Consider the following 16,649-nt stretch of genomic DNA (forward strand, 5'->3'; position numbering starts at 1 on the left):
AATGGGAGGCACGCGAAACCCGATGGATCAAGAGAAACGGGCGATCATTGTCAAAGAGATCGAACATTGGCAGCGGAGCAAGCTGCTGCCCGATCATTACTGCGATTTTTTACTCAATTTATACCGCGATCCCCAAGCGGCGGGCACCGCCGTACAGCAGGAGCGCAGACGCGCGATCGTCGAGAGCCACCCGATGCACTGGTTACTACTAATTGGCAGCATTGGATTGTTTTTGTATGTTGCTCTACATTTTAGCTCGTTTCCGCCCCCATTGCAAATCGGCATCTTCGTGTTCGCCGTCGTCGCGGCGCACGGGGTCAGCGCGTATTTTCGGAACCGCAAGCCCCTGCTTTCGTATGCGCTGTTCGGGCTCGGAGCGGGCGTTTTATTGTTCGGCGGCGCCTTACTGCTCGCTTCGGGCGCAGAGGCGGGCGATTGGGGGGCGGCCGCCTTTTACGTAGCATGCTGCTCGCTCATTTGGGTCGCGTTCGGGGTTGCGCTCCGGGTGCCGTGGATTCATCTTTGCGGATGGTTCGGCCTTGCGTTGTCCTATACGGTCGCCGTACATCGCATCGTGTCGCCGGCGCATTGGCTTGCCCTTGAGCTGTGCTGGGTACCGCTCGCGGCGCTGTTCGGCTGGATCGGATGGCTTCTCGGCCGCCGCGCTAAGCAAGCGGGGGCCGTCTTTTGGATCATGGCTTGTCTGCTATGGTTTTTCCCCGAGGGGTACGCATTCGCGTTGACCGAGCAGCCGCTCGTCGTGACGCAATCGCTCATGATCGGAAAAACCATAGCGCTCGGGGCGGCCGCGTTCGCGCTTCGAAAAACTTGGACGGAATGGGTTGTGTAATATGATTCAGTTGTCAAAGCGTCTGGCCGCGGTCGCAGCTTACGTGCTGCCCGGCGGGACGCTCGCCGATATCGGCACCGATCACGCGTTGCTGCCTACGGCGCTTGCGCAGCGGGGTACGATTCCGCGCGCGGTGGCCGGGGACGTCCACGCGGGACCGCTGCAAGCGGCGGAACGTCAGGTCGCGGCGGCGGGGCTTGCCGAACGCATCGACACTCGCCTCGGCGACGGGTTAGCCGTACTCCGGCCCGGAGAGGCGCAGACGATTACGATCGCGGGCATGGGGGGCGGCACGATCGTGGACATCCTCTCCGGGGGAACTCCGGCGTTGACGGGCGTCCGCCGTCTCGTGCTTCAGCCCAACGTCGGGGAACGACTTGTACGGGCGTGGTTAAGGGACCGGGGCTGGAAGCTCGTCGACGAGACGCTGCTGAAGGAGGACGGCTTGCTTTACGAGGTGCTGGCCGCGGATGCGGCCGAGAGCGAAGCGGACGCGGCGGCTTGGAATGCGTCGCTGTACGCGGATCGTCCCGGAACGCCGTTGTCGGCTTCCGCTGCGCTGTTAATGGGGCCGCATCTATTGCGTTCCCCAAGCCCGTTGTTTTTCGAGAAATGGACGGCATACCTCGAGAAGCTGGACGGCTTGCTGCGGCAAATATCGAGATCGGATCAGCCGGAAGCGAAACGCAAGCTGGAGGAATTGACGCGAGAGCGTGACGAAATTAGCGAGGTGTTGGCATGGCTGTCGACGTAGGACGCATCGTTCGATGGATGGAATCGTGGGCCCCGGCGGAGCTGGCGGAGCCGGACGACAAGATCGGACTGCAGATCGGCTCGATGCGCGCTCCGGTGGAACGGGTCGCCGTGGCGCTCGACGTGACCGACGCCGTCGTCGAGGAGGCGATCGAGCGCGGGGCGAAGCTGATCATCGCGCACCACCCGATTCTTTTCCGGCCGCTGACGGCCATCCGGACGGACCGTCCGGACGGAAAGCTCCTTCGCAAGCTGCTCTTAAACGATATCGCCGTATATGCATCGCACACGAATCTCGATGTCGCGGTCGGGGGCGTCAACGATTTGCTGGCCGAAGCGCTGGGGCTCGAGGGAACGAAGCCGCTTAAGATTACGAACGTCGAAACGCTCTACAAGCTGGCGACGTACGTGCCGCCCTCGCATGAAGACGCGGTCCGGGAGGCCGTCTTCGCCGCGGGCGCCGGACATATCGGAAACTACAGCCACTGCGGGTTTACGCTCGAAGGCGAGGGAACGTTCCTCCCCGAAGCCGGCGCCCGGCCGTTCGCGGGGGAGCTCGGAACGCTGGAGCGCGCGGCGGAGCGGCGGTTCGAAACGATCGTCCCGGAAGGACGGAAAGACGCGGTCGTGAAGGCGCTTCTGGCGGCTCATCCGTACGAGGAGGTCGCATACGATCTGTATCGGCTCGAGCTCGCCGGCCGGGAGTTCGGTCTCGGCCGTATCGGCACGCTGCCTAGGACGATGGAGCTGAGGGCGTTCGCGGAGCACGCGAAGGCTGCGTTCGGCGTCCCGACGCTGCGATATGTAGGGGAACCGAGCGCGCCGATCCGCAAGGTTGCGGTCCTTGGCGGTTCCGGGCGCAGCTTCGTCAAGCATGCGATCCGGGCGGGAGCCGATGCGTTCGTGACGGGCGACCTCGACCATCATACGGCGCACGACGCGTTGGCCGCAGGACTGGCGCTCGTCGATCCGGGCCATCATATCGAACAGATCATGAAGGCTGCGGTGGCCGGCCGCCTTGCCGCGGTCGCCGAGGCCGAGGGCTGGGGCGTCGAGGCGTACGCATCCGTCGGGTCGACGGAGCCGTTCGCATTTCTTTAGACGGAAAGGTGGCAATGCTGCCAATAACCCTGCATTGCATCCTGCGCGCGCACCGAGTATACTGAATACTTGATCGAGAAGTTTGACAGACAATCGCCGGCGGGCTTGCCCGCGGGAGGAAAGTCCGGGCTCCGCAGGGCAGGATGCTGGATAACGTCCAGTCGTCGCGAGACGAAGGATAGTGCCACAGAAATGGACCGCCGATGGCCTTCGCGAGAAGGCACAGGCAAGGGTGGAACCGTGGTGTAAGAGACCACGAGGAGGCATGGCGACTTGTCTCCTGGTAAACCCCATCTGGAGCAAGACCTAAGAGGAACGCGGCAGCTTCGCGCTGCGACCCTTGCCCGGGGTGCGTTCGGGTTGGTCGCTGGAGCGGCGCAGCAATGCGTCGCCTAGATAGATGATTGTCGCTTCATCGGTGGGAGGGCAGGTGACCCGTTACGACCACTGGAAGCACAGAACCCGGCTTACGGCAAACTTCTCACTCACCATTGCTTCGCACGCGAAAGAGCTGTCGAACCCTCGACAGCTCTTTCTCATGTGCGCTTATCCCGTTTTTACATTCCAAGCAGGGCATGCAGCAATCGTTCGAGGAAGGATCCGCCGCCGACCGTCCTCTCGGCTTCGCCGTCGGCTGCGGCCTCCTGCGGAGCTTTCCCCGAGGCCAGCTGCAGCGCGCGCGCTACGTCGATCTGCCCGTAGCCGAAGTAGGGATCCCTTCCGGCGGGTCCGAGATCGACGGCGCTTCGACGCATCACGTCATACACTTCGGTATTTTTCAATTCCGGGTTGACCGAACGGATGAGCGCCGCCAGGGCGGCGACGTGCGGGCTCGCCATCGAGGTGCCGGATAAGGCGGCATATTGATTTTCCGTATACGTGCTTGCGATGTTTTCCCCGGGCGCGACGACGTCGATATAATCGCCGTAATTGGAAAAGGACGCCCTTTCCTTCGCTTGATTCGTCGCCGATACCGCGAATACCTCGGGATACGCGGCCGGGAAGCCGGGCTGATCGGTGTTGTCGTTGCCCGTCGCGGCGATTAGCACGACGTCGCGGTCGTACGCATAACGAATGGCGTCGTGCAAAAATTCCGCGCTGGCATAGTTGCCGAGGCTTAAGTTAATCACTTTCGCGCCGTGATCGGTCGCCCAGACGATGCCCTCCGCGACGGAATAGGTGCTGCCCATGCCGGTCGAATCCAGCACCTTCACCGGCATGACCTTGTTGTACCATGTCATGCCGGCGACGCCTTGGCCGTTATCCGTCAAGGCGGATACGACGCCGGCGACGTGCGTGCCGTGTCCGACGTCGTCGTCCGGCGGCCGATCGGGAGCGACGACGTTGTACCCTTCAACCAGATGCCCCGCGAGATCCGGGTGGCCGAGGGTGACGCCGGTATCGATGACCGCGACGATCACCTCTTCCGCGCCCTTCGAGAACGACCAACCCGCCGGCGTGCCGATGATCGGCAGGTTCCACTGGTATCGACGATACAGCTCATCGTTCGGCACAAGCTCGGCGGCCGGCTCGGCGGCTCCGTTCGTCACATACATATAGTGCGGTTCCGCGTAGACGACGTTCTTCGTTCGGAAATAGTCCAACAGCTCCGGCGTCGACATGGTGGCGGAGTCGAACACGAAGGCGTAGCCGAGCTGTTTGACGGAAACGGCGCCGGTTTCGGTCCGCATTCGCTCTACCTGCTCCTTCGTCGGCGGCTCCGCGAATCGAACGACGACCTCTCGTTTGCGGTAATGACTGATGCCTTCGTTTTCCTCCGGCGAATCGACGTCGACCTCCCGACCGGTATTCGGATCGACCGCTCGGATACCGAACCGTTTATCCTCGTCGGGAAACTCGCGGAGGCGCAAATTCCGCGCCTGATGGTTGGCGACGCGACGCAGCACGTCCTGATGCACGAGGCCGACGACGCCGCCGCGGCCTTTCCCCCCCGTCTCCCCGAGCACGAAGTACGTATCGCCGTCGCGTCCGATCAGAGCTCTTGATTGATAGGCTCTCCCCATTCCGACGGAGCGGACGGCGTCCCTCCATGCCGCGGCGGCGCCCGGCACGGCGTCGTCGGACGGTGCGCCGCGGCCGACGGTACGCTTCTTGCCGTCTTGGCCGACGTAGGCCAGCGCATGGAAATGCGGATGAGCCTTGCGCATTTCTTTCAGCGCCGATCTCGCAGCGCGTTCGTTATTCTTCAGCCGTTCGGCCAGCGAAGCGAGATCGTCGCGGCATTGCAGCCGGCAAAGCTCCTCCGTTACGGAGACGTCGTTCGCAACGATCGACAGCTTCCGCAGCTGCTCGGCCGATGCGGATTGCATCGCGCCTCGTTCCGCCGCCCCGGCATCCGCGCCTGGCACGGCCGGCTCCTCCCCGCGGCTTAGAAAAAAACCGACCGGCAGCGCCAATGCGGCGAGTCCCGCGATCCATCCGATCGGCAGTGTACGTTTACCCATACGTCGTTCCCGCTCCCTTCCGTAAAACCCTTCGTTTATGTAATTAGGGTGGCATTTGAAGGGGCGGTTATTCATCGTGGGGGAGTACCGTTTTCTCGAACTTTATGTTAGGATGATGGATGAGCGTACCTTGCCGCGAAAGGCGGCCAATGACGGTTTAGGAGGAACAGGCGTTCATGGCGATCCATAACGTGCAACAATTGTGCGAAACGACGAAAGCCAAATTAAAGCAAGCGATCGAGGCGATCGAACCGTTTCTGAACGGCGTCACGCTGGCGGGGTTGAACCCGGATCAAGACCCGGCGATGGACGAATTCAACAGGGGCTTCTTGTCGGATATGCGGCATTTGCTCGTCTTCTCGGACGTCAATTACGAGAAGCTCGGCGTCGCGTTGCGTCGCCCGACGTTCAATAACGAATATGCCGAGCGGGTGCTGTACGACGTCTATCACAGCTCCGTCAACAATTTCTTTTATCCGAAGCATGAGTGCTATTCCGAAGACGGACGTTATGCCTATACCGGGCAAGACGCCATTCGCTTTCGGAAGAAGCCGGTTCGCGAGGTTCGCGACCTGACGCTGGCGCTGTCGAAAATTTTCGAGGAGCTCCGCGAGGATTTAGCGTACTACGAGACGGATTACGTTACTCAGCGCCGTATGCAAGGCGAACGCGCGTAAGCCGCGCAAAATATTGGACGGCATAATCACCCCCTCCCGACGGGCATCCTCAGGAGGGGGTGATTGATTTTGACACAAGTCAAATGCAGCGTGTCGGATTGTCACTATTATAAGGAAGGCAATCGATGCGGCGCGGATCAAATTATGATCGACGTCGACAAGCACGCGCGAATGGATTTCAACGCGGAGTTCGCTGGGGAGTCGTTCGATACGGAGCATCAAGACGCCGCGAAGACGTCCTCGACGACGTGCTGCCACACCTTTAAACCGAAGGAGTAGGGGGGCTGTCGATGAGCGAGCAATGGGAACGCCCGTTGAACGAGGGGGAGGACGCCGCAGGCGGTACGTCCGAGCCGGCGGTCGCGGCGGACGCATCGACGTCCGACCCGGCATCGGCTTCGTTCGGGCCGGAGACGGAGTTCGAAAGCGAGTCGTCCGTGTCGGATAAGGCCTTCTTTCAAGAGGAAAGCGTAAATCCGGTTGCGATGCGCGCCGATTCGGCGGACGGCGAGGCGAAGGCCGAATCGTACGACGCCGAATTCGGCGGCGAGCTGTCGGCGGTGACGCCGAACGCCGCGAGCGGCGCCGCGGCAGGAAGCGAGTCGACCGGAGGCATGGCGGCCGGCGCGACGATCGGGCTGATCGCCATCGTGATGGCAGCCGTTTCTTTCTTTTTCCTTCAAAGCATCCTCGGCCCCGCGGCTGTCGTCGTCGGTTTCATGGCTTACGCGAAAGGCCGGAAGGCGCTAGGCGCATGGTCCATGCTGCTGGGCACGATTTCGTTCGTCATGTTCTTATTATCGCTTCAGCATACGGCGGTGTATTAACCGTCGCCCCGCGCCGTCCGGTACGTTCGGACGGCGTTGTTTTTTACAGGCGAAGACTCCCATGAAATAACGATGGAGCCTGCAGCGAAAATCTCTTATAATAGGGACAAGACTTAACGTATCGGAGCGAAGACCAAAGATGAGCATACATACTACCTCCGTGGACCCGAAGCTGCTTTCCGCATGGCTGCGCACCCAGTTTCTATCGGCAGCCGACGTCACGTCCTCCTCGCTCGGCGGGACGAACGGCGACGCGCCGGATTTTTCGGCCTTGCTGCAGCTGCTTACGGCGCAATCCGGGAACGGGACCGCCGCGATGGGACCGTACGACGGCGCCGCCGCGAACGCGCCGTTTGGGCTCGATCCGCTGGCGGGCCTAAGGCCGCTCGTCCGCTCCGGCCCGACGGCTGAGGCGGCCGGCGTAGAACGCGCGGAGGCGCCGGCCGACGTGGACGCGATCGTTCGCCAAGCCAGCGAACGTTACGGCGTCGACCCCGCGCTCGTTCACGCCGTGATCCGCGTAGAATCCGGATATGATTCGAAGGCGGTATCGTCCGCAGGCGCGAAGGGGCTGATGCAGCTGATGGACGCGACGGCCGCTTCGCTAGGCGTCGCCGATTCGTTCGACCCCGTGCAGAACGTGAACGGAGGCACGCGGTTTTTGTCCTTCCTGCTTACGAAATACAACGGGAACGAAGGCGTAGCCCTAGCGGCTTATAATGCCGGACCGGGCCGCGTCGATCGGCTGGGCATTCGTACGGATGCCGATTTGTTGCAGGCTATGGAGCGGCTGCCGGAAGAGACGCAAGCGTATGTCGGCAAAGTGCTCCGGGAGAGAGGATAGGCGTCGCCGATCCTCCTTCGGGGGGACATGAAAATAGGGGCGCGCCGCGAGCGTAGATATGTCATCTACCTCGCGGCGCGCCCCTATTTGGATTTTTTGCGTCTTCCAGGCGGCTTACGCGCTCTCCGAAGTGTGCTCGAGCTTCGGCGCCGCTTTGGCGTTGCGCAGCTTGCCGCCGGCAAGCACGCCTGCGACGACGAGGACGAGGAACGCCCAGTAGACGGCAGGATGAGCGAACCAGCCATGAATGAACGGCTCGTGCGTAATCATCTTGGCGGCGGTATAAGCTAGTACGCCGGACCCGATGTAAATAATCGGCGGGAACTTGGTGACGAGCTTGATAAACAAGGTGCTGCCCCAGACGACGATCGGCACCGAGACGAGCAGACCGATGACGACAAGGACGAAGTCGCCGTGCGCCGCGCCCGCGACCGCGATGACGTTGTCGATGCCCATGGCCGCGTCCGCGATGACGATCGTGCGAACGGCCGCCCACAAGCTGTCTTTCGCTTGAATATCCTTATGGTCATCATCGTTCACTAACAGCTTATACGCGATCCAGACAAGCAGGAGGCCGCCGACAAGCTGTAAACCCGGAATTTTCAACAATTCCACGACGAGCACCGTCGCCACGATCCGAATGGCGACCGCGCCGAACGTGCCCCAGAAAATCGCTTTCTTCTGTTGCTCAGGCGCCAGCTTCCGAGCCGCCATGCCGATGACGATCGCATTGTCGCCGGCCAGAATCAAATCGATGAAAATAATTGTGCCGAGCGCCACCCAAAACTCCGGGGACATGATGTCCATTCTTCCAACTCCCTAAAAGATATGTGTATAAATATAAAAAGACCCTTACCGATGCGGCAAATACGCCTTCGGCAAAGGTCTTGCTAACAACGGATCCGTTGCCAACAAAGCCGGGAACGAGACCGCTCCGTATTGACGACTTTGTTGTACAGCTACTCCCCTTTTTCCACTGGCTCTATTATATGTCCCTCTCAAGCGTCCCGTCAAGCGGCCCGCCGGGCGTTCCGCGCACATATTCCGAAAGCTTGTCACATACAATGAATCGTATCGAATCGGACAACCGTAAGGAGGGAAGGGCGCGTGGAGGGCCTCTTCTTAATACTTAAAATCGTTATGGTGAACATTGTCCTTAGCGGGGACAATGCGGTGGTGATCGCGATGGCGAGCAAAAATTTGCCGGAGCGGCAGCGGGCGAAGGCGGTATGGTGGGGCGCCGCGGGGGCGGTCGGGCTTCGGATCGTGTTAACGGTCGCGGCGGTGTTCCTGCTGCAAATCCCGATGATTCAATTGCTCGGCAGCTTGCTGCTGATGTACATCGCGGTAAAGCTGCTGCTCGACGACGAGAGCCATGGCGACGTGAAGAGCGCGACGACGCTCGGAGCCGCGATCTGGACCATTATCGTGGCGGATTTCGTGATGAGCCTCGACAACGTGCTGGCGATCGCGGCAATCGCGGAAGGGAACTGGCTGCTCATCGTCATCGGCATTTTGATCAGCATTCCGCTGATCGTGTGGGGAAGCACGTTCGTGATGAAGCTGCTTCATAAATACCCGGTACTCATCTATATCGGAGCAGGCATTCTCGGATATACGGCCGGTGAGATGTTCCTGAAGGACGATACGGTCGAGACATGGCTCGGCGCCGCGCCGCACGCGATTCACTGGGCGCTGCCGATCGCGGCTGCGGCCCTCGTCGTGGCGGCCGGCTTGTGGAAGAAGCGAAGAAGCGCGGCGGTATAACCGAAAGCGAAATGTATGGGTGGAAATTTCGACACGTTTCCGATAAACTGATAGCTAACGGCGTCGAGTCTTGGCGTCAATGTGGAAACGGGAGTGGTCGACGATGAACAACCGTACGCTGCCCCTCGGCCTCGCGATTATCGGCGCCGGGATCGTGATCGCATTGGGCAAGCTTGGATTCTTCGGCGCATTGGCCGCATGGTTTTGGCCGGTGGCGCCGCTGGCCGCAGGCGTCTACTTGCATTACGCGGTATGGCGTCGGACGCTCCCCGCTATCGTCTACTTACCCGGCGCGCTGCTCGTCGGCGGTTCCCTCGCATGCTTGTTTTGCGCTTGGTTCGGATGGCCGTGGATGAAGGCGCTATGGCCGCTGTTTCCTTTGTCGCTGGCCGTCGGTTTGTTCGAGCTCGCCTCCGCCGAACGGAGCGGCACGCTCCGCGTCGTTTCTTTCGGGATCGGGGCCGTCTCGGCGCTCGCCTGGATCGTCGCGCTGTTGATTCACGCGAACGGGTACGTCGTAGCGCTCTTGTTCATCGTCGTCGGCGTTGCGGTTATCGCAAGAAGACCGAACTTTCGCTAAAAGATTTGCTTTTTCGCGTCGCGAAGCGTATAATTTAAAAGACATAGGTCAGCGTCGGATTCGTCTCCGACGCTTCTTTTATGAACAGAACAAGTACTGGAGTGGAGAATAAAGAGATGATTTCAAGAGACAGGATTCGCAATATCGCCATTATCGCTCACGTCGACCACGGAAAGACGACGCTCGTGGATAAGCTGCTTCAGCAAGCCGGCACGTTCCGGGACAACGAGGCCGTCGTCGAACGCGCCATGGATTCCAACGATTTGGAGCGGGAACGCGGCATTACGATTCTCGCGAAAAATACGGGCGTTACGTATAAGGATCATCTCATTAATATCGTAGACACGCCGGGACACGCCGATTTCGGAGGCGAGGTCGAGCGCATCATGAAGATGGTCGACGGCGTTTTGCTCGTCGTCGACGCGTTCGAAGGCTGCATGCCGCAGACGAAGTTCGTGCTTCGCAAAGCGCTCGAACAGCATTTGACGCCGATCGTGGTCGTCAACAAAATCGACCGTCCGAACGCGCGTCCGGCGGAAGTCATCGACGAAGTGCTCGATCTGTTTATCGAGCTCGGCGCCGACGACGCTCAGCTGGAATTCCCTGTCGTATACGCCTCGGCGCTGAACGGCACGTCCGGACTCGAGCCGGAGTCCCAGGAAGCTACGATGCAGCCGATGTTCGAGACGATTCTCGAGCGCATTCCGGCGCCCACCGAGAGCACGGTCGACCCGCTGCAATTTTTAGTGACGCTGCTCGACTATAACGAATACCTCGGCCGCATCGCCGTAGGCCGCATTAACCGCGGTACGATTCGCGCCGGCCAATCCGTCGCGGTGCTCGATCGCGAGGGCAAGCAGCGCCAAGCGCGCGTCGAGAAGCTGTTCGGCTTCCAAGGCTTGAAGCGGATCGAGATCGAGGAAGCGGGCGCAGGCGAAATCGTCGCGATCGCGGGAATCAAGGAAATCAACATCGGCGAGACGATCGCCGACCCGGCTCATCCGGAGCCGCTGCCGGTGCTCACGATCGACGAGCCGACGCTGCAGATGACGTTCGTGGTTAACAACTCGCCGTTCGCGGGCCGCGAGGGCAAGTGGGTAACGTCCCGGAAGCTGCGGGAGCGTCTGTATAAAGAGCTCGAGACCGACGTCGCTTTGCGCGTCGAAGATACCGAAAGCCCCGACGCGTTCGTCGTCAGCGGGCGCGGCGAGCTGCACCTCGGCATTCTGATCGAGAACATGCGCCGCGAAGGCTATGAGCTCCAGGTGTCTAAGCCGGAAGTCATCGTGAAAGACGTCGACGGCGTGAAGATGGAGCCGATCGAACGTCTGCTTATCGATGTACCGGAGGAGAGCATGGGCGCGGTCATGGAAAGCCTCGGCGCGCGCAAGGCCGATATGGTCAACATGGTCAACAACGGCAGCGGCAACGTGCGGATCGAGTTCCTGATCCCGTCCCGCGGGTTGATCGGCTACCGGACGGACTTCCTGACGTTGACGCGCGGCTACGGCATCATGAACCACGCGTTCGATTCGTACGGTCCGTACGCCGGCGCGGGCGTCGGCGGACGCCACCAGGGCGTGCTCGTCGCAAGCGAAACCGGAACGGCGACGTTTTACGGCATGATGTCCGTCGAAGATCGCGGCATCTTGTTCGTTACGCCGGGCACCGAGGTGTACGAGGGAATGCTCGTCGGCGAGCATAACCGCGACAACGACATCATCGTCAACATCTGTAAGGAAAAGGCGCTGACGAACGTACGGTCCGCTTCGAAGGACGATACGGTGCGTTTAAAGACGCCGCGCATCATGAGCCTCGAGCAGGCGCTCGAGTACTTGAACGACGATGAATATTGCGAAATTACGCCGAAGTCGATTCGCCTTCGCAAGAAGATTCTTAACAAGAGCGAACGCGAACGGTCGGAAAAAAATAAGAAGTTGGTCAACACATGAACGAATGGCTCTTCGAACATGTCTGGATTACGTACGCCATCATCTATGCCTTGGTGACGTACGTATACAATAAGGTGTTTCGCGTGCGGAAGCTTCCGCTCCTGAAGGATGCGATCATTTATTTGTTGATCGGCGTCGGCACGTTCGTCTTGTTGATTTTCCAAATGTTCGGCTTGCCGATCGTGCTTTGCCTGCTCGTCGCCGTCGGCCTGATGCTGCTCGTGCGCGTTCGATATTGGGTCGAAGGCCGCGAGCGGCGCAAGCGCGAAGCGAACGGCGATACGAAGGGATAGCGGCGGCGTGGCGGCTTATCGGTATTGGGCGACGCCCGTCGTCGGAACGCCCGACGCGCCTACGCTCCTCTCGGCGAGGTTTCCGCTGGAAGCGGAGGAAGGAGATGCGCTGCGGCGCTTGGCGCAGGCGGCGCATCCGTTTTTATTGCCCAGTTTTAAGCTTGCTTTGCTGCTCGGGGACGACGAGGCCGCCTGCGGCGGGGAGGGCGCTTCGCTTCGGCTGGACGAGCCGGGCGACGTGACGCTCGCCGCTCCGCTCGCGGTTTCTCATTGCGGGGCGGCGCTGCTGGACCGCCTGCTTTCTCCCGCCGAGGCGTTGGCGGCGGCGGACCGGCTGCCGCCCGACCCTCGTCTCGACGCGGTTCGCGCGTGGTGGCGCGCCGGCTGGCGGGCGATGCTGTTGAAGGAGGAGTAAGTCCATGCGGCTCGAAGACGCACTATTTAACTGGCTGCAAATTAAGCTAGTCGAGGAAGGCCGGCCCGAAGACGGGGCGGCGAAGGAGACGGCGCTCTTTTTCGAAGAGATTTTGAAGGAAGATCATGGTCTGGAGTTATTTGCGATTGGCAAGGTCGACGACACCATGTATCATGTTACTTATGTGAAGGAAGGCAAACGCAAGACGCAGATGTACGACCGCGAAGCGGCCGAGCAGCTGCTCGTCGATATTACCGCCAATCCGAAATATAACGAATAGATCAGGTGAGACGCATGACGAACCCCCCGAACGCATCGCTGCCGCCGCGCGGCGGCAAGGCGGTCATCTGCACGCCCAAGCCGGCGAAGCCGCGCGGGCTCAGCCTTTTCAAAGGCGTCATTATTCTTATGGTTATCGCGCTGCTGGCGATCGTCGGCTATGGCGTGTATTTGTATTACGAAGCGAAGGACTTGGTCGCCGACATCGGCACGGACGAGACGATCGCGCCGGAGGAACGCGCCAGCGAGAAACCGATCTCGATTCTGGTGCTTGGCACCGACTATCGGGAAGTGCTGCGCAGCGCCAATACCGACGTCATCATGGTCGCCACCCTGAATCCGAACAGCAAGACGGCTTCGCTCGTATCGATTCCGCGGGATACGTTCATCGATCCGGAAGACCTTCGCGCGGCCAAAGCGAACAGCTTTTACGCGGCTTACTTGTATGGGAACCTGAAGGAAGCGCCGGAGGACAAAGACGAACGACAGCAATACGCGATGGAAAAAATCAAAGCGTTATACAGTGATTTCTTGGACGTTCCGATCGACTATGTGAGCGTCATCGACTTCCAGACGTTCGTCGATGTCGTCGATTCGTACGGCGGCCTGACGATCGACGTCGATCAAAATATGTGTTACCGCGACAACGCCGACGGCACGAACATTAACCTCAAAAAAGGCGTTCAGCCGCTCGACGGTCGACAGTCGCTCGACTTCGTTCGTTATCGGAAATCGTCGGCCGGCTGCAGCCCGCGCACGCAGGAGTCGAACGACTTCGAACGCAACGCGCGTCAGCAGCAAGTCATTTCGAAGCTGCTCGACAAGATGAAGACGCCGCAAGGGCTGCTGAAGGTCGGCAGCGTCTTCGACGCGGTGTCGAACAACGTGAAGACCGATATTCCGTCGAAGCAAATCGAGCATATGATCGAAACATATATCGGCATCGATAACGATAAAATAGAATACATCCACTTGGAAGGGGAATGGGACGGACAGTACGTCCGCCTGTCCCAAGAAGACGTGGATGCCGCGTCCGTCAAGCTTCAAAACCAACTGCTTCGGGACGGCCCCCCGCCGGCGGAACCCGCGCCTGCGGCCGAGGGCGCCGGCGAGGCGGAGAATGCGGCGGCGAACTAACGCCGCGTTCGCCGCTGTCGCTTCCCCCAGGGCTATGGTATAATGGGGCTGCGGACGGCAACATAGGCATATGCTGGGAGGCTAACGGACACATGTCGGAAGTCGTTACGGTTTTATCTTCGGAACTGATTTCGCAGTTGAACGACGAAAAGCTCGTCATCCTCGGCACGATCGATGCGGAGACGGGCGGACCGGTCGCGAACGCGATCTCGTGGGTGTACGCGCCTAACGAACGCACCATGCGCTTCGCCGTCGACGGACGGTCGCGCATCGCGGGCAACGTGCGCGCGAATCCGCGGGTGAACGCGACCTTATTCGCGGCGGGCAGCGTACACACGGTGTACGGCGCGGCGAAGATCGTGAAGGACGCGCTCGAGGGCGTGCCTTTCGCCTTGGTGTGCATCGACATCGAGGTGGAATCGGTGCGCGACTCGATGTTTTACGGCGCGCGGATTTCCGTCGAGCCGGCGTATGAGAAGACGTATGACAAGCGCGCGGCGGAGAAGCTGGACAATCAGGTGTTCGCCGCCATGAAGAAAGCCTAGTCGATTATTCGACTAGGCTTTCCGTGTTTGTAAGGGGATATTCGACATTTCGACGGCATTATCGATTGGAAGGGTGACCCGGAAAATCTCGGTTGTCTTTCGGTTCTCCAGCATTCGACGCCTTCGTCGAACCGTTCTGCTCCGATTCGACTTGGTTCACCCCGCGCTCTTGGGTGGCCGCCATCGGATCCTCGGGCTCGCCCCCGATCCGTTGCGTATCCCTTGGCAGCTGGGGAACGATGCGACCGACGATATCCGCCAGCTCTTCGGCAATGCCCTCGATCGGCCGCCCGTTCGCCATGTCCTGCCGAATTTCTTGAAGGCGGTGATTTAGATCCATATCGGCGGTGACGATCGCGTGAATCCCTACGGGGTCTTTGCGCAACGCCTCCGCTACGGCGTATTTGATCGTGCCGACGCGGGACCGCTCGACATCGCCTCCGACGTCGATGCCGACGATCGCCGTATTGCCGACGATGACGCAATTGGCATGCTTGACTTCTTGAATGCCTTCGGCGAGCTGCTCGAGCCGCGCTTCGGTCGCGCGAGACCGTTCCTCGTCTACGTTCGGCGCCGATTGCTGCACGCGCACCTCGTAGGCGTCATTCGCCCCTTGCGCCTCCGAATTCGCATCGCCGCGTCCGCCGCAGGCCGTTGCGACGAAGGTTAGGGCGAGAAGCGCGCCCGCGAGTCCAAGTGTTTGCTTTCGCATCTCGGTTCCGTCCTTTCGGGAAAATGAAGTTTCATTGCAGGTAGTGTGCTCTGACGAGGCTCCGACTATGTATTCCCGAACCGCCAACCGATGCTATGGAGGGAATTGCGATGAAGAAAATTTACGTGCTGGATACGAACGTACTGCTCCATGATCCGAATGCCATCTATGCGTTCGAAGACAACGACGTCATCATTCCCGCTGTCGTGCTCGAGGAAATCGATACAAAGAAACGCAACGCGGACGAACTCGGCCGGAACGCCCGATACGTCTCGAGGCTGTTGGACGGCCTCCGCGGCAAGGGAAGGCTGCACGATTCGATCGCGCTGGAGAGCGGGGGAACGCTCAAGGTCGAGCTGAATCACCGCAGCTTTGCCCGCATGCAAGAGCTTTTCGGCGAATCGACGGTCGATAATCGAATCTTGGCGGTTGCGCTGAATTATTATTACGAAGAACAAGAAAATCCGAATCCGAAGCCGGTCGTCATCGTCAGCAAAGATGTGCTGGTCCGTATTAAAGCGGATGTGCTGGGACTGCGGGCGGAGGATTATTTAAACGATAGAACGGTCAGTCTGTCCGATATGTATACCGGTTATATGACGATGAAGGTGCATCCGTCGGTCATCGACGAGTTTTATACGTATCGAATGCTGCCGGTCTCGAGCGTATCCCCTTACACGTCTTTGTATCCGCATACGTTCGTCATTCTCAAGGACGAGATGGGCTCGTCGAAGTCGGCGCTGCTGAAGGTGAACGCCGACGGGAAGCGGCTTGAGCCGTTGTATTTGAGCAACGAGCCGGTGTGGGGCATCTCGGGCCGCAATGCGCAGCAGCGGATGGCGATGGAGCTGCTTCTCAACGACGACGTGCCTCTCGTGACGTTGACCGGCAAAGCCGGGACGGGCAAGACGCTGCTGGCGTTGGCGGCCGGTCTCATGAAGGTGGAGGACGAACGAAAATATAAGAAGCTGCTCATTGCGAGGCCGGTCGTTCCGATGGGCAAGGATATCGGCTACCTGCCCGGGGAGAAGGAGGAGAAGCTGCGGCCGTGGATGCAGCCGGTCTACGATAACCTCGAGTATTTGTTCGACACGAAGAAGAACGGGGACATCGACAAAATTTTGGCGGGGCTGACGAGCATCCAGGTCGAAGCGCTGACGTATATCCGAGGCCGCTCGATCCCGGGTCAGTTCATTATCATCGACGAGGCGCAAAACTTATCCCGTCACGAGGTGAAGACGATCGTCTCCCGCGTCGGCGAGGGCAGCAAGATCGTGCTCATGGGCGATCCGGAGCAGATCGACCATCCGTATCTCGACGCCACCAGCAACGGGCTGTCGCATGTCGTGGAGCGCTTCAAGACGGAATCGTTATCGGGTCATATTACATTGGAAAAGGGCGAGCGCTCGCATCTCGCGCAGCTCGCCGCGGACTTATTGTAAGTTCGAATCG

At 60.1% G+C, this 16,649-nt stretch carries 19 protein-coding genes and 1 other RNA gene; 17 read left to right on the forward strand and 3 right to left on the reverse strand.

Annotated features, from left to right (window positions below):
* Positions 1-22: 22 nt before the first annotated feature.
* The 4 genes from VEZ38_RS05195 (at position 23) to rnpB (ending at position 3,189) form a co-directional block, all read left to right on the forward strand.
* Complete coding sequence (locus VEZ38_RS05195; protein WP_324892283.1) at positions 23-850, forward strand: hypothetical protein; 828 nt, start codon at positions 23-25, stop codon at positions 848-850.
* A gap of 1 nt (position 851) precedes the next feature.
* Positions 852-1,604 carry a class I SAM-dependent methyltransferase gene (locus VEZ38_RS05200; protein ID WP_324892284.1) on the forward strand — a complete coding sequence of 251 codons (753 nt, stop codon included), beginning with the start codon at positions 852-854 and terminating at the stop codon, positions 1,602-1,604.
* Positions 1,589-2,704 carry a Nif3-like dinuclear metal center hexameric protein gene (locus VEZ38_RS05205; RefSeq protein ID WP_324892285.1) on the forward strand — a complete coding sequence of 372 codons (1,116 nt, stop codon included), beginning with the start codon at positions 1,589-1,591 and terminating at the stop codon, positions 2,702-2,704. Before VEZ38_RS05200 ends, VEZ38_RS05205 begins: the two co-directional genes overlap by 16 nt.
* A 77-nt stretch (positions 2,705-2,781) precedes the next feature.
* An RNA gene (rnpB, locus tag VEZ38_RS05210) (RNase P RNA component class A) lies at positions 2,782-3,189 on the forward strand.
* A gap of 72 nt (positions 3,190-3,261) precedes the next feature.
* On the opposite strand, the gene VEZ38_RS05215 is transcribed toward rnpB, so the two are convergent.
* Positions 3,262-5,169, reverse strand: coding sequence for a S8 family peptidase (locus VEZ38_RS05215; RefSeq protein WP_324892286.1), 1,908 nt, complete (start codon positions 5,167-5,169; stop codon positions 3,262-3,264).
* A gap of 176 nt (positions 5,170-5,345) precedes the next feature.
* Between VEZ38_RS05215 and VEZ38_RS05220 the strand changes: the two genes are divergently transcribed.
* The 4 genes from VEZ38_RS05220 (at position 5,346) to VEZ38_RS05235 (ending at position 7,517) form a co-directional block, all read left to right on the forward strand.
* On the forward strand, positions 5,346-5,846 hold the full coding sequence (locus VEZ38_RS05220; RefSeq protein ID WP_324892287.1) for a YpuI family protein: 501 nt from the start codon (positions 5,346-5,348) through the stop codon (positions 5,844-5,846).
* Positions 5,847-5,915: 69 nt separating this feature from the next.
* Complete coding sequence (locus tag VEZ38_RS05225; RefSeq protein WP_324892288.1) at positions 5,916-6,125, forward strand: DUF1540 domain-containing protein; 210 nt, start codon at positions 5,916-5,918, stop codon at positions 6,123-6,125.
* Positions 6,126-6,136: 11 nt separating this feature from the next.
* Complete coding sequence (locus tag VEZ38_RS05230; protein ID WP_324892289.1) at positions 6,137-6,673, forward strand: hypothetical protein; 537 nt, start codon at positions 6,137-6,139, stop codon at positions 6,671-6,673.
* 139 nt (positions 6,674-6,812) lie between these two features.
* Positions 6,813-7,517, forward strand: a complete 705-nt coding sequence (locus tag VEZ38_RS05235; RefSeq protein ID WP_324892290.1) for a lytic transglycosylase domain-containing protein — start codon at positions 6,813-6,815, stop codon at positions 7,515-7,517.
* Between the two features lie 114 nt (positions 7,518-7,631).
* Here VEZ38_RS05235 and VEZ38_RS05240 read toward each other — a convergent pair whose 3' ends face one another.
* On the reverse strand, positions 7,632-8,324 hold the full coding sequence (locus tag VEZ38_RS05240) for a TerC family protein (protein ID WP_324892291.1): 693 nt from the start codon (positions 8,322-8,324) through the stop codon (positions 7,632-7,634).
* Positions 8,325-8,624: 300 nt separating this feature from the next.
* Between VEZ38_RS05240 and VEZ38_RS05245 the strand changes: the two genes are divergently transcribed.
* From VEZ38_RS05245 to VEZ38_RS05280, 8 genes are all read left to right on the forward strand, one after another.
* On the forward strand, positions 8,625-9,284 hold the full coding sequence (locus VEZ38_RS05245; protein WP_324892292.1) for a TerC family protein: 660 nt from the start codon (positions 8,625-8,627) through the stop codon (positions 9,282-9,284).
* 103 nt (positions 9,285-9,387) lie between these two features.
* A complete protein-coding gene (locus VEZ38_RS05250; RefSeq protein ID WP_324892293.1) occupies positions 9,388-9,864 on the forward strand; it encodes a hypothetical protein in 477 nt (158 codons plus the stop codon).
* A 116-nt stretch (positions 9,865-9,980) separates the two neighbouring features.
* Positions 9,981-11,816, forward strand: a complete 1,836-nt coding sequence (gene typA / locus VEZ38_RS05255; protein ID WP_324892294.1) for a translational GTPase TypA — start codon at positions 9,981-9,983, stop codon at positions 11,814-11,816.
* Positions 11,813-12,109, forward strand: coding sequence for a YlaH-like family protein (locus VEZ38_RS05260; protein ID WP_324892295.1), 297 nt, complete (start codon positions 11,813-11,815; stop codon positions 12,107-12,109). Before typA ends, VEZ38_RS05260 begins: the two co-directional genes overlap by 4 nt.
* A gap of 7 nt (positions 12,110-12,116) precedes the next feature.
* Positions 12,117-12,524, forward strand: a complete 408-nt coding sequence (locus VEZ38_RS05265; RefSeq protein ID WP_324892296.1) for a hypothetical protein — start codon at positions 12,117-12,119, stop codon at positions 12,522-12,524.
* Between the two features lie 4 nt (positions 12,525-12,528).
* On the forward strand, positions 12,529-12,804 hold the full coding sequence (locus VEZ38_RS05270) for a hypothetical protein (RefSeq protein ID WP_324892297.1): 276 nt from the start codon (positions 12,529-12,531) through the stop codon (positions 12,802-12,804).
* Between the two features lie 14 nt (positions 12,805-12,818).
* Positions 12,819-13,940 (forward strand): LCP family protein, encoded by a 1,122-nt coding sequence (locus tag VEZ38_RS05275; RefSeq protein ID WP_324892298.1) that lies wholly within the window; start codon positions 12,819-12,821, stop codon positions 13,938-13,940.
* 92 nt (positions 13,941-14,032) lie between these two features.
* On the forward strand, positions 14,033-14,485 hold the full coding sequence (locus VEZ38_RS05280; protein ID WP_324892299.1) for a pyridoxamine 5'-phosphate oxidase family protein: 453 nt from the start codon (positions 14,033-14,035) through the stop codon (positions 14,483-14,485).
* Positions 14,486-14,543: 58 nt separating this feature from the next.
* On the opposite strand, the gene VEZ38_RS05285 is transcribed toward VEZ38_RS05280, so the two are convergent.
* Positions 14,544-15,197: a YhcN/YlaJ family sporulation lipoprotein gene (locus tag VEZ38_RS05285; protein WP_324892300.1), complete on the reverse strand. Its 654-nt coding sequence runs from the start codon at positions 15,195-15,197 to the stop codon at positions 14,544-14,546.
* A 110-nt stretch (positions 15,198-15,307) separates the two neighbouring features.
* Between VEZ38_RS05285 and VEZ38_RS05290 the strand changes: the two genes are divergently transcribed.
* Entirely contained in the window at positions 15,308-16,639 is a 1,332-nt protein-coding gene (locus VEZ38_RS05290) for a PhoH family protein (RefSeq protein WP_324892301.1), read from the forward strand.
* Positions 16,640-16,649 lie beyond the last annotated feature (10 nt).

Source organism: Paenibacillus sp., assembly GCF_035645235.1.
Classification (GTDB): domain Bacteria; phylum Bacillota; class Bacilli; order Paenibacillales; family YIM-B00363; genus Paenibacillus_AE.

What these genes read in the sequence shown, in the direction of transcription:
- VEZ38_RS05195 (WP_324892283.1), top strand. Translation starts at nt 23, where the DNA reads ATGGATCAAGAGAAACGGGCGATCATTGTCAAAGAGATCGAACATTGG.
- VEZ38_RS05200 (WP_324892284.1), top strand. Translation starts at nt 852, where the DNA reads ATGATTCAGTTGTCAAAGCGTCTGGCCGCGGTCGCAGCTTACGTGCTG.
- VEZ38_RS05205 (WP_324892285.1), top strand. Translation starts at nt 1,589, where the DNA reads ATGGCTGTCGACGTAGGACGCATCGTTCGATGGATGGAATCGTGGGCC.
- VEZ38_RS05215 (WP_324892286.1), bottom strand. Translation starts at nt 5,169, where the DNA reads ATGGGTAAACGTACACTGCCGATCGGATGGATCGCGGGACTCGCCGCA.
- VEZ38_RS05220 (WP_324892287.1), top strand. Translation starts at nt 5,346, where the DNA reads ATGGCGATCCATAACGTGCAACAATTGTGCGAAACGACGAAAGCCAAA.
- VEZ38_RS05230 (WP_324892289.1), top strand. Translation starts at nt 6,137, where the DNA reads ATGAGCGAGCAATGGGAACGCCCGTTGAACGAGGGGGAGGACGCCGCA.
- VEZ38_RS05235 (WP_324892290.1), top strand. Translation starts at nt 6,813, where the DNA reads ATGAGCATACATACTACCTCCGTGGACCCGAAGCTGCTTTCCGCATGG.
- VEZ38_RS05240 (WP_324892291.1), bottom strand. Translation starts at nt 8,324, where the DNA reads ATGGACATCATGTCCCCGGAGTTTTGGGTGGCGCTCGGCACAATTATT.
- VEZ38_RS05250 (WP_324892293.1), top strand. Translation starts at nt 9,388, where the DNA reads ATGAACAACCGTACGCTGCCCCTCGGCCTCGCGATTATCGGCGCCGGG.
- typA (WP_324892294.1), top strand. Translation starts at nt 9,981, where the DNA reads ATGATTTCAAGAGACAGGATTCGCAATATCGCCATTATCGCTCACGTC.
- VEZ38_RS05260 (WP_324892295.1), top strand. Translation starts at nt 11,813, where the DNA reads ATGAACGAATGGCTCTTCGAACATGTCTGGATTACGTACGCCATCATC.
- VEZ38_RS05270 (WP_324892297.1), top strand. Translation starts at nt 12,529, where the DNA reads ATGCGGCTCGAAGACGCACTATTTAACTGGCTGCAAATTAAGCTAGTC.
- VEZ38_RS05275 (WP_324892298.1), top strand. Translation starts at nt 12,819, where the DNA reads ATGACGAACCCCCCGAACGCATCGCTGCCGCCGCGCGGCGGCAAGGCG.
- VEZ38_RS05280 (WP_324892299.1), top strand. Translation starts at nt 14,033, where the DNA reads ATGTCGGAAGTCGTTACGGTTTTATCTTCGGAACTGATTTCGCAGTTG.
- VEZ38_RS05285 (WP_324892300.1), bottom strand. Translation starts at nt 15,197, where the DNA reads ATGCGAAAGCAAACACTTGGACTCGCGGGCGCGCTTCTCGCCCTAACC.
- VEZ38_RS05290 (WP_324892301.1), top strand. Translation starts at nt 15,308, where the DNA reads ATGAAGAAAATTTACGTGCTGGATACGAACGTACTGCTCCATGATCCG.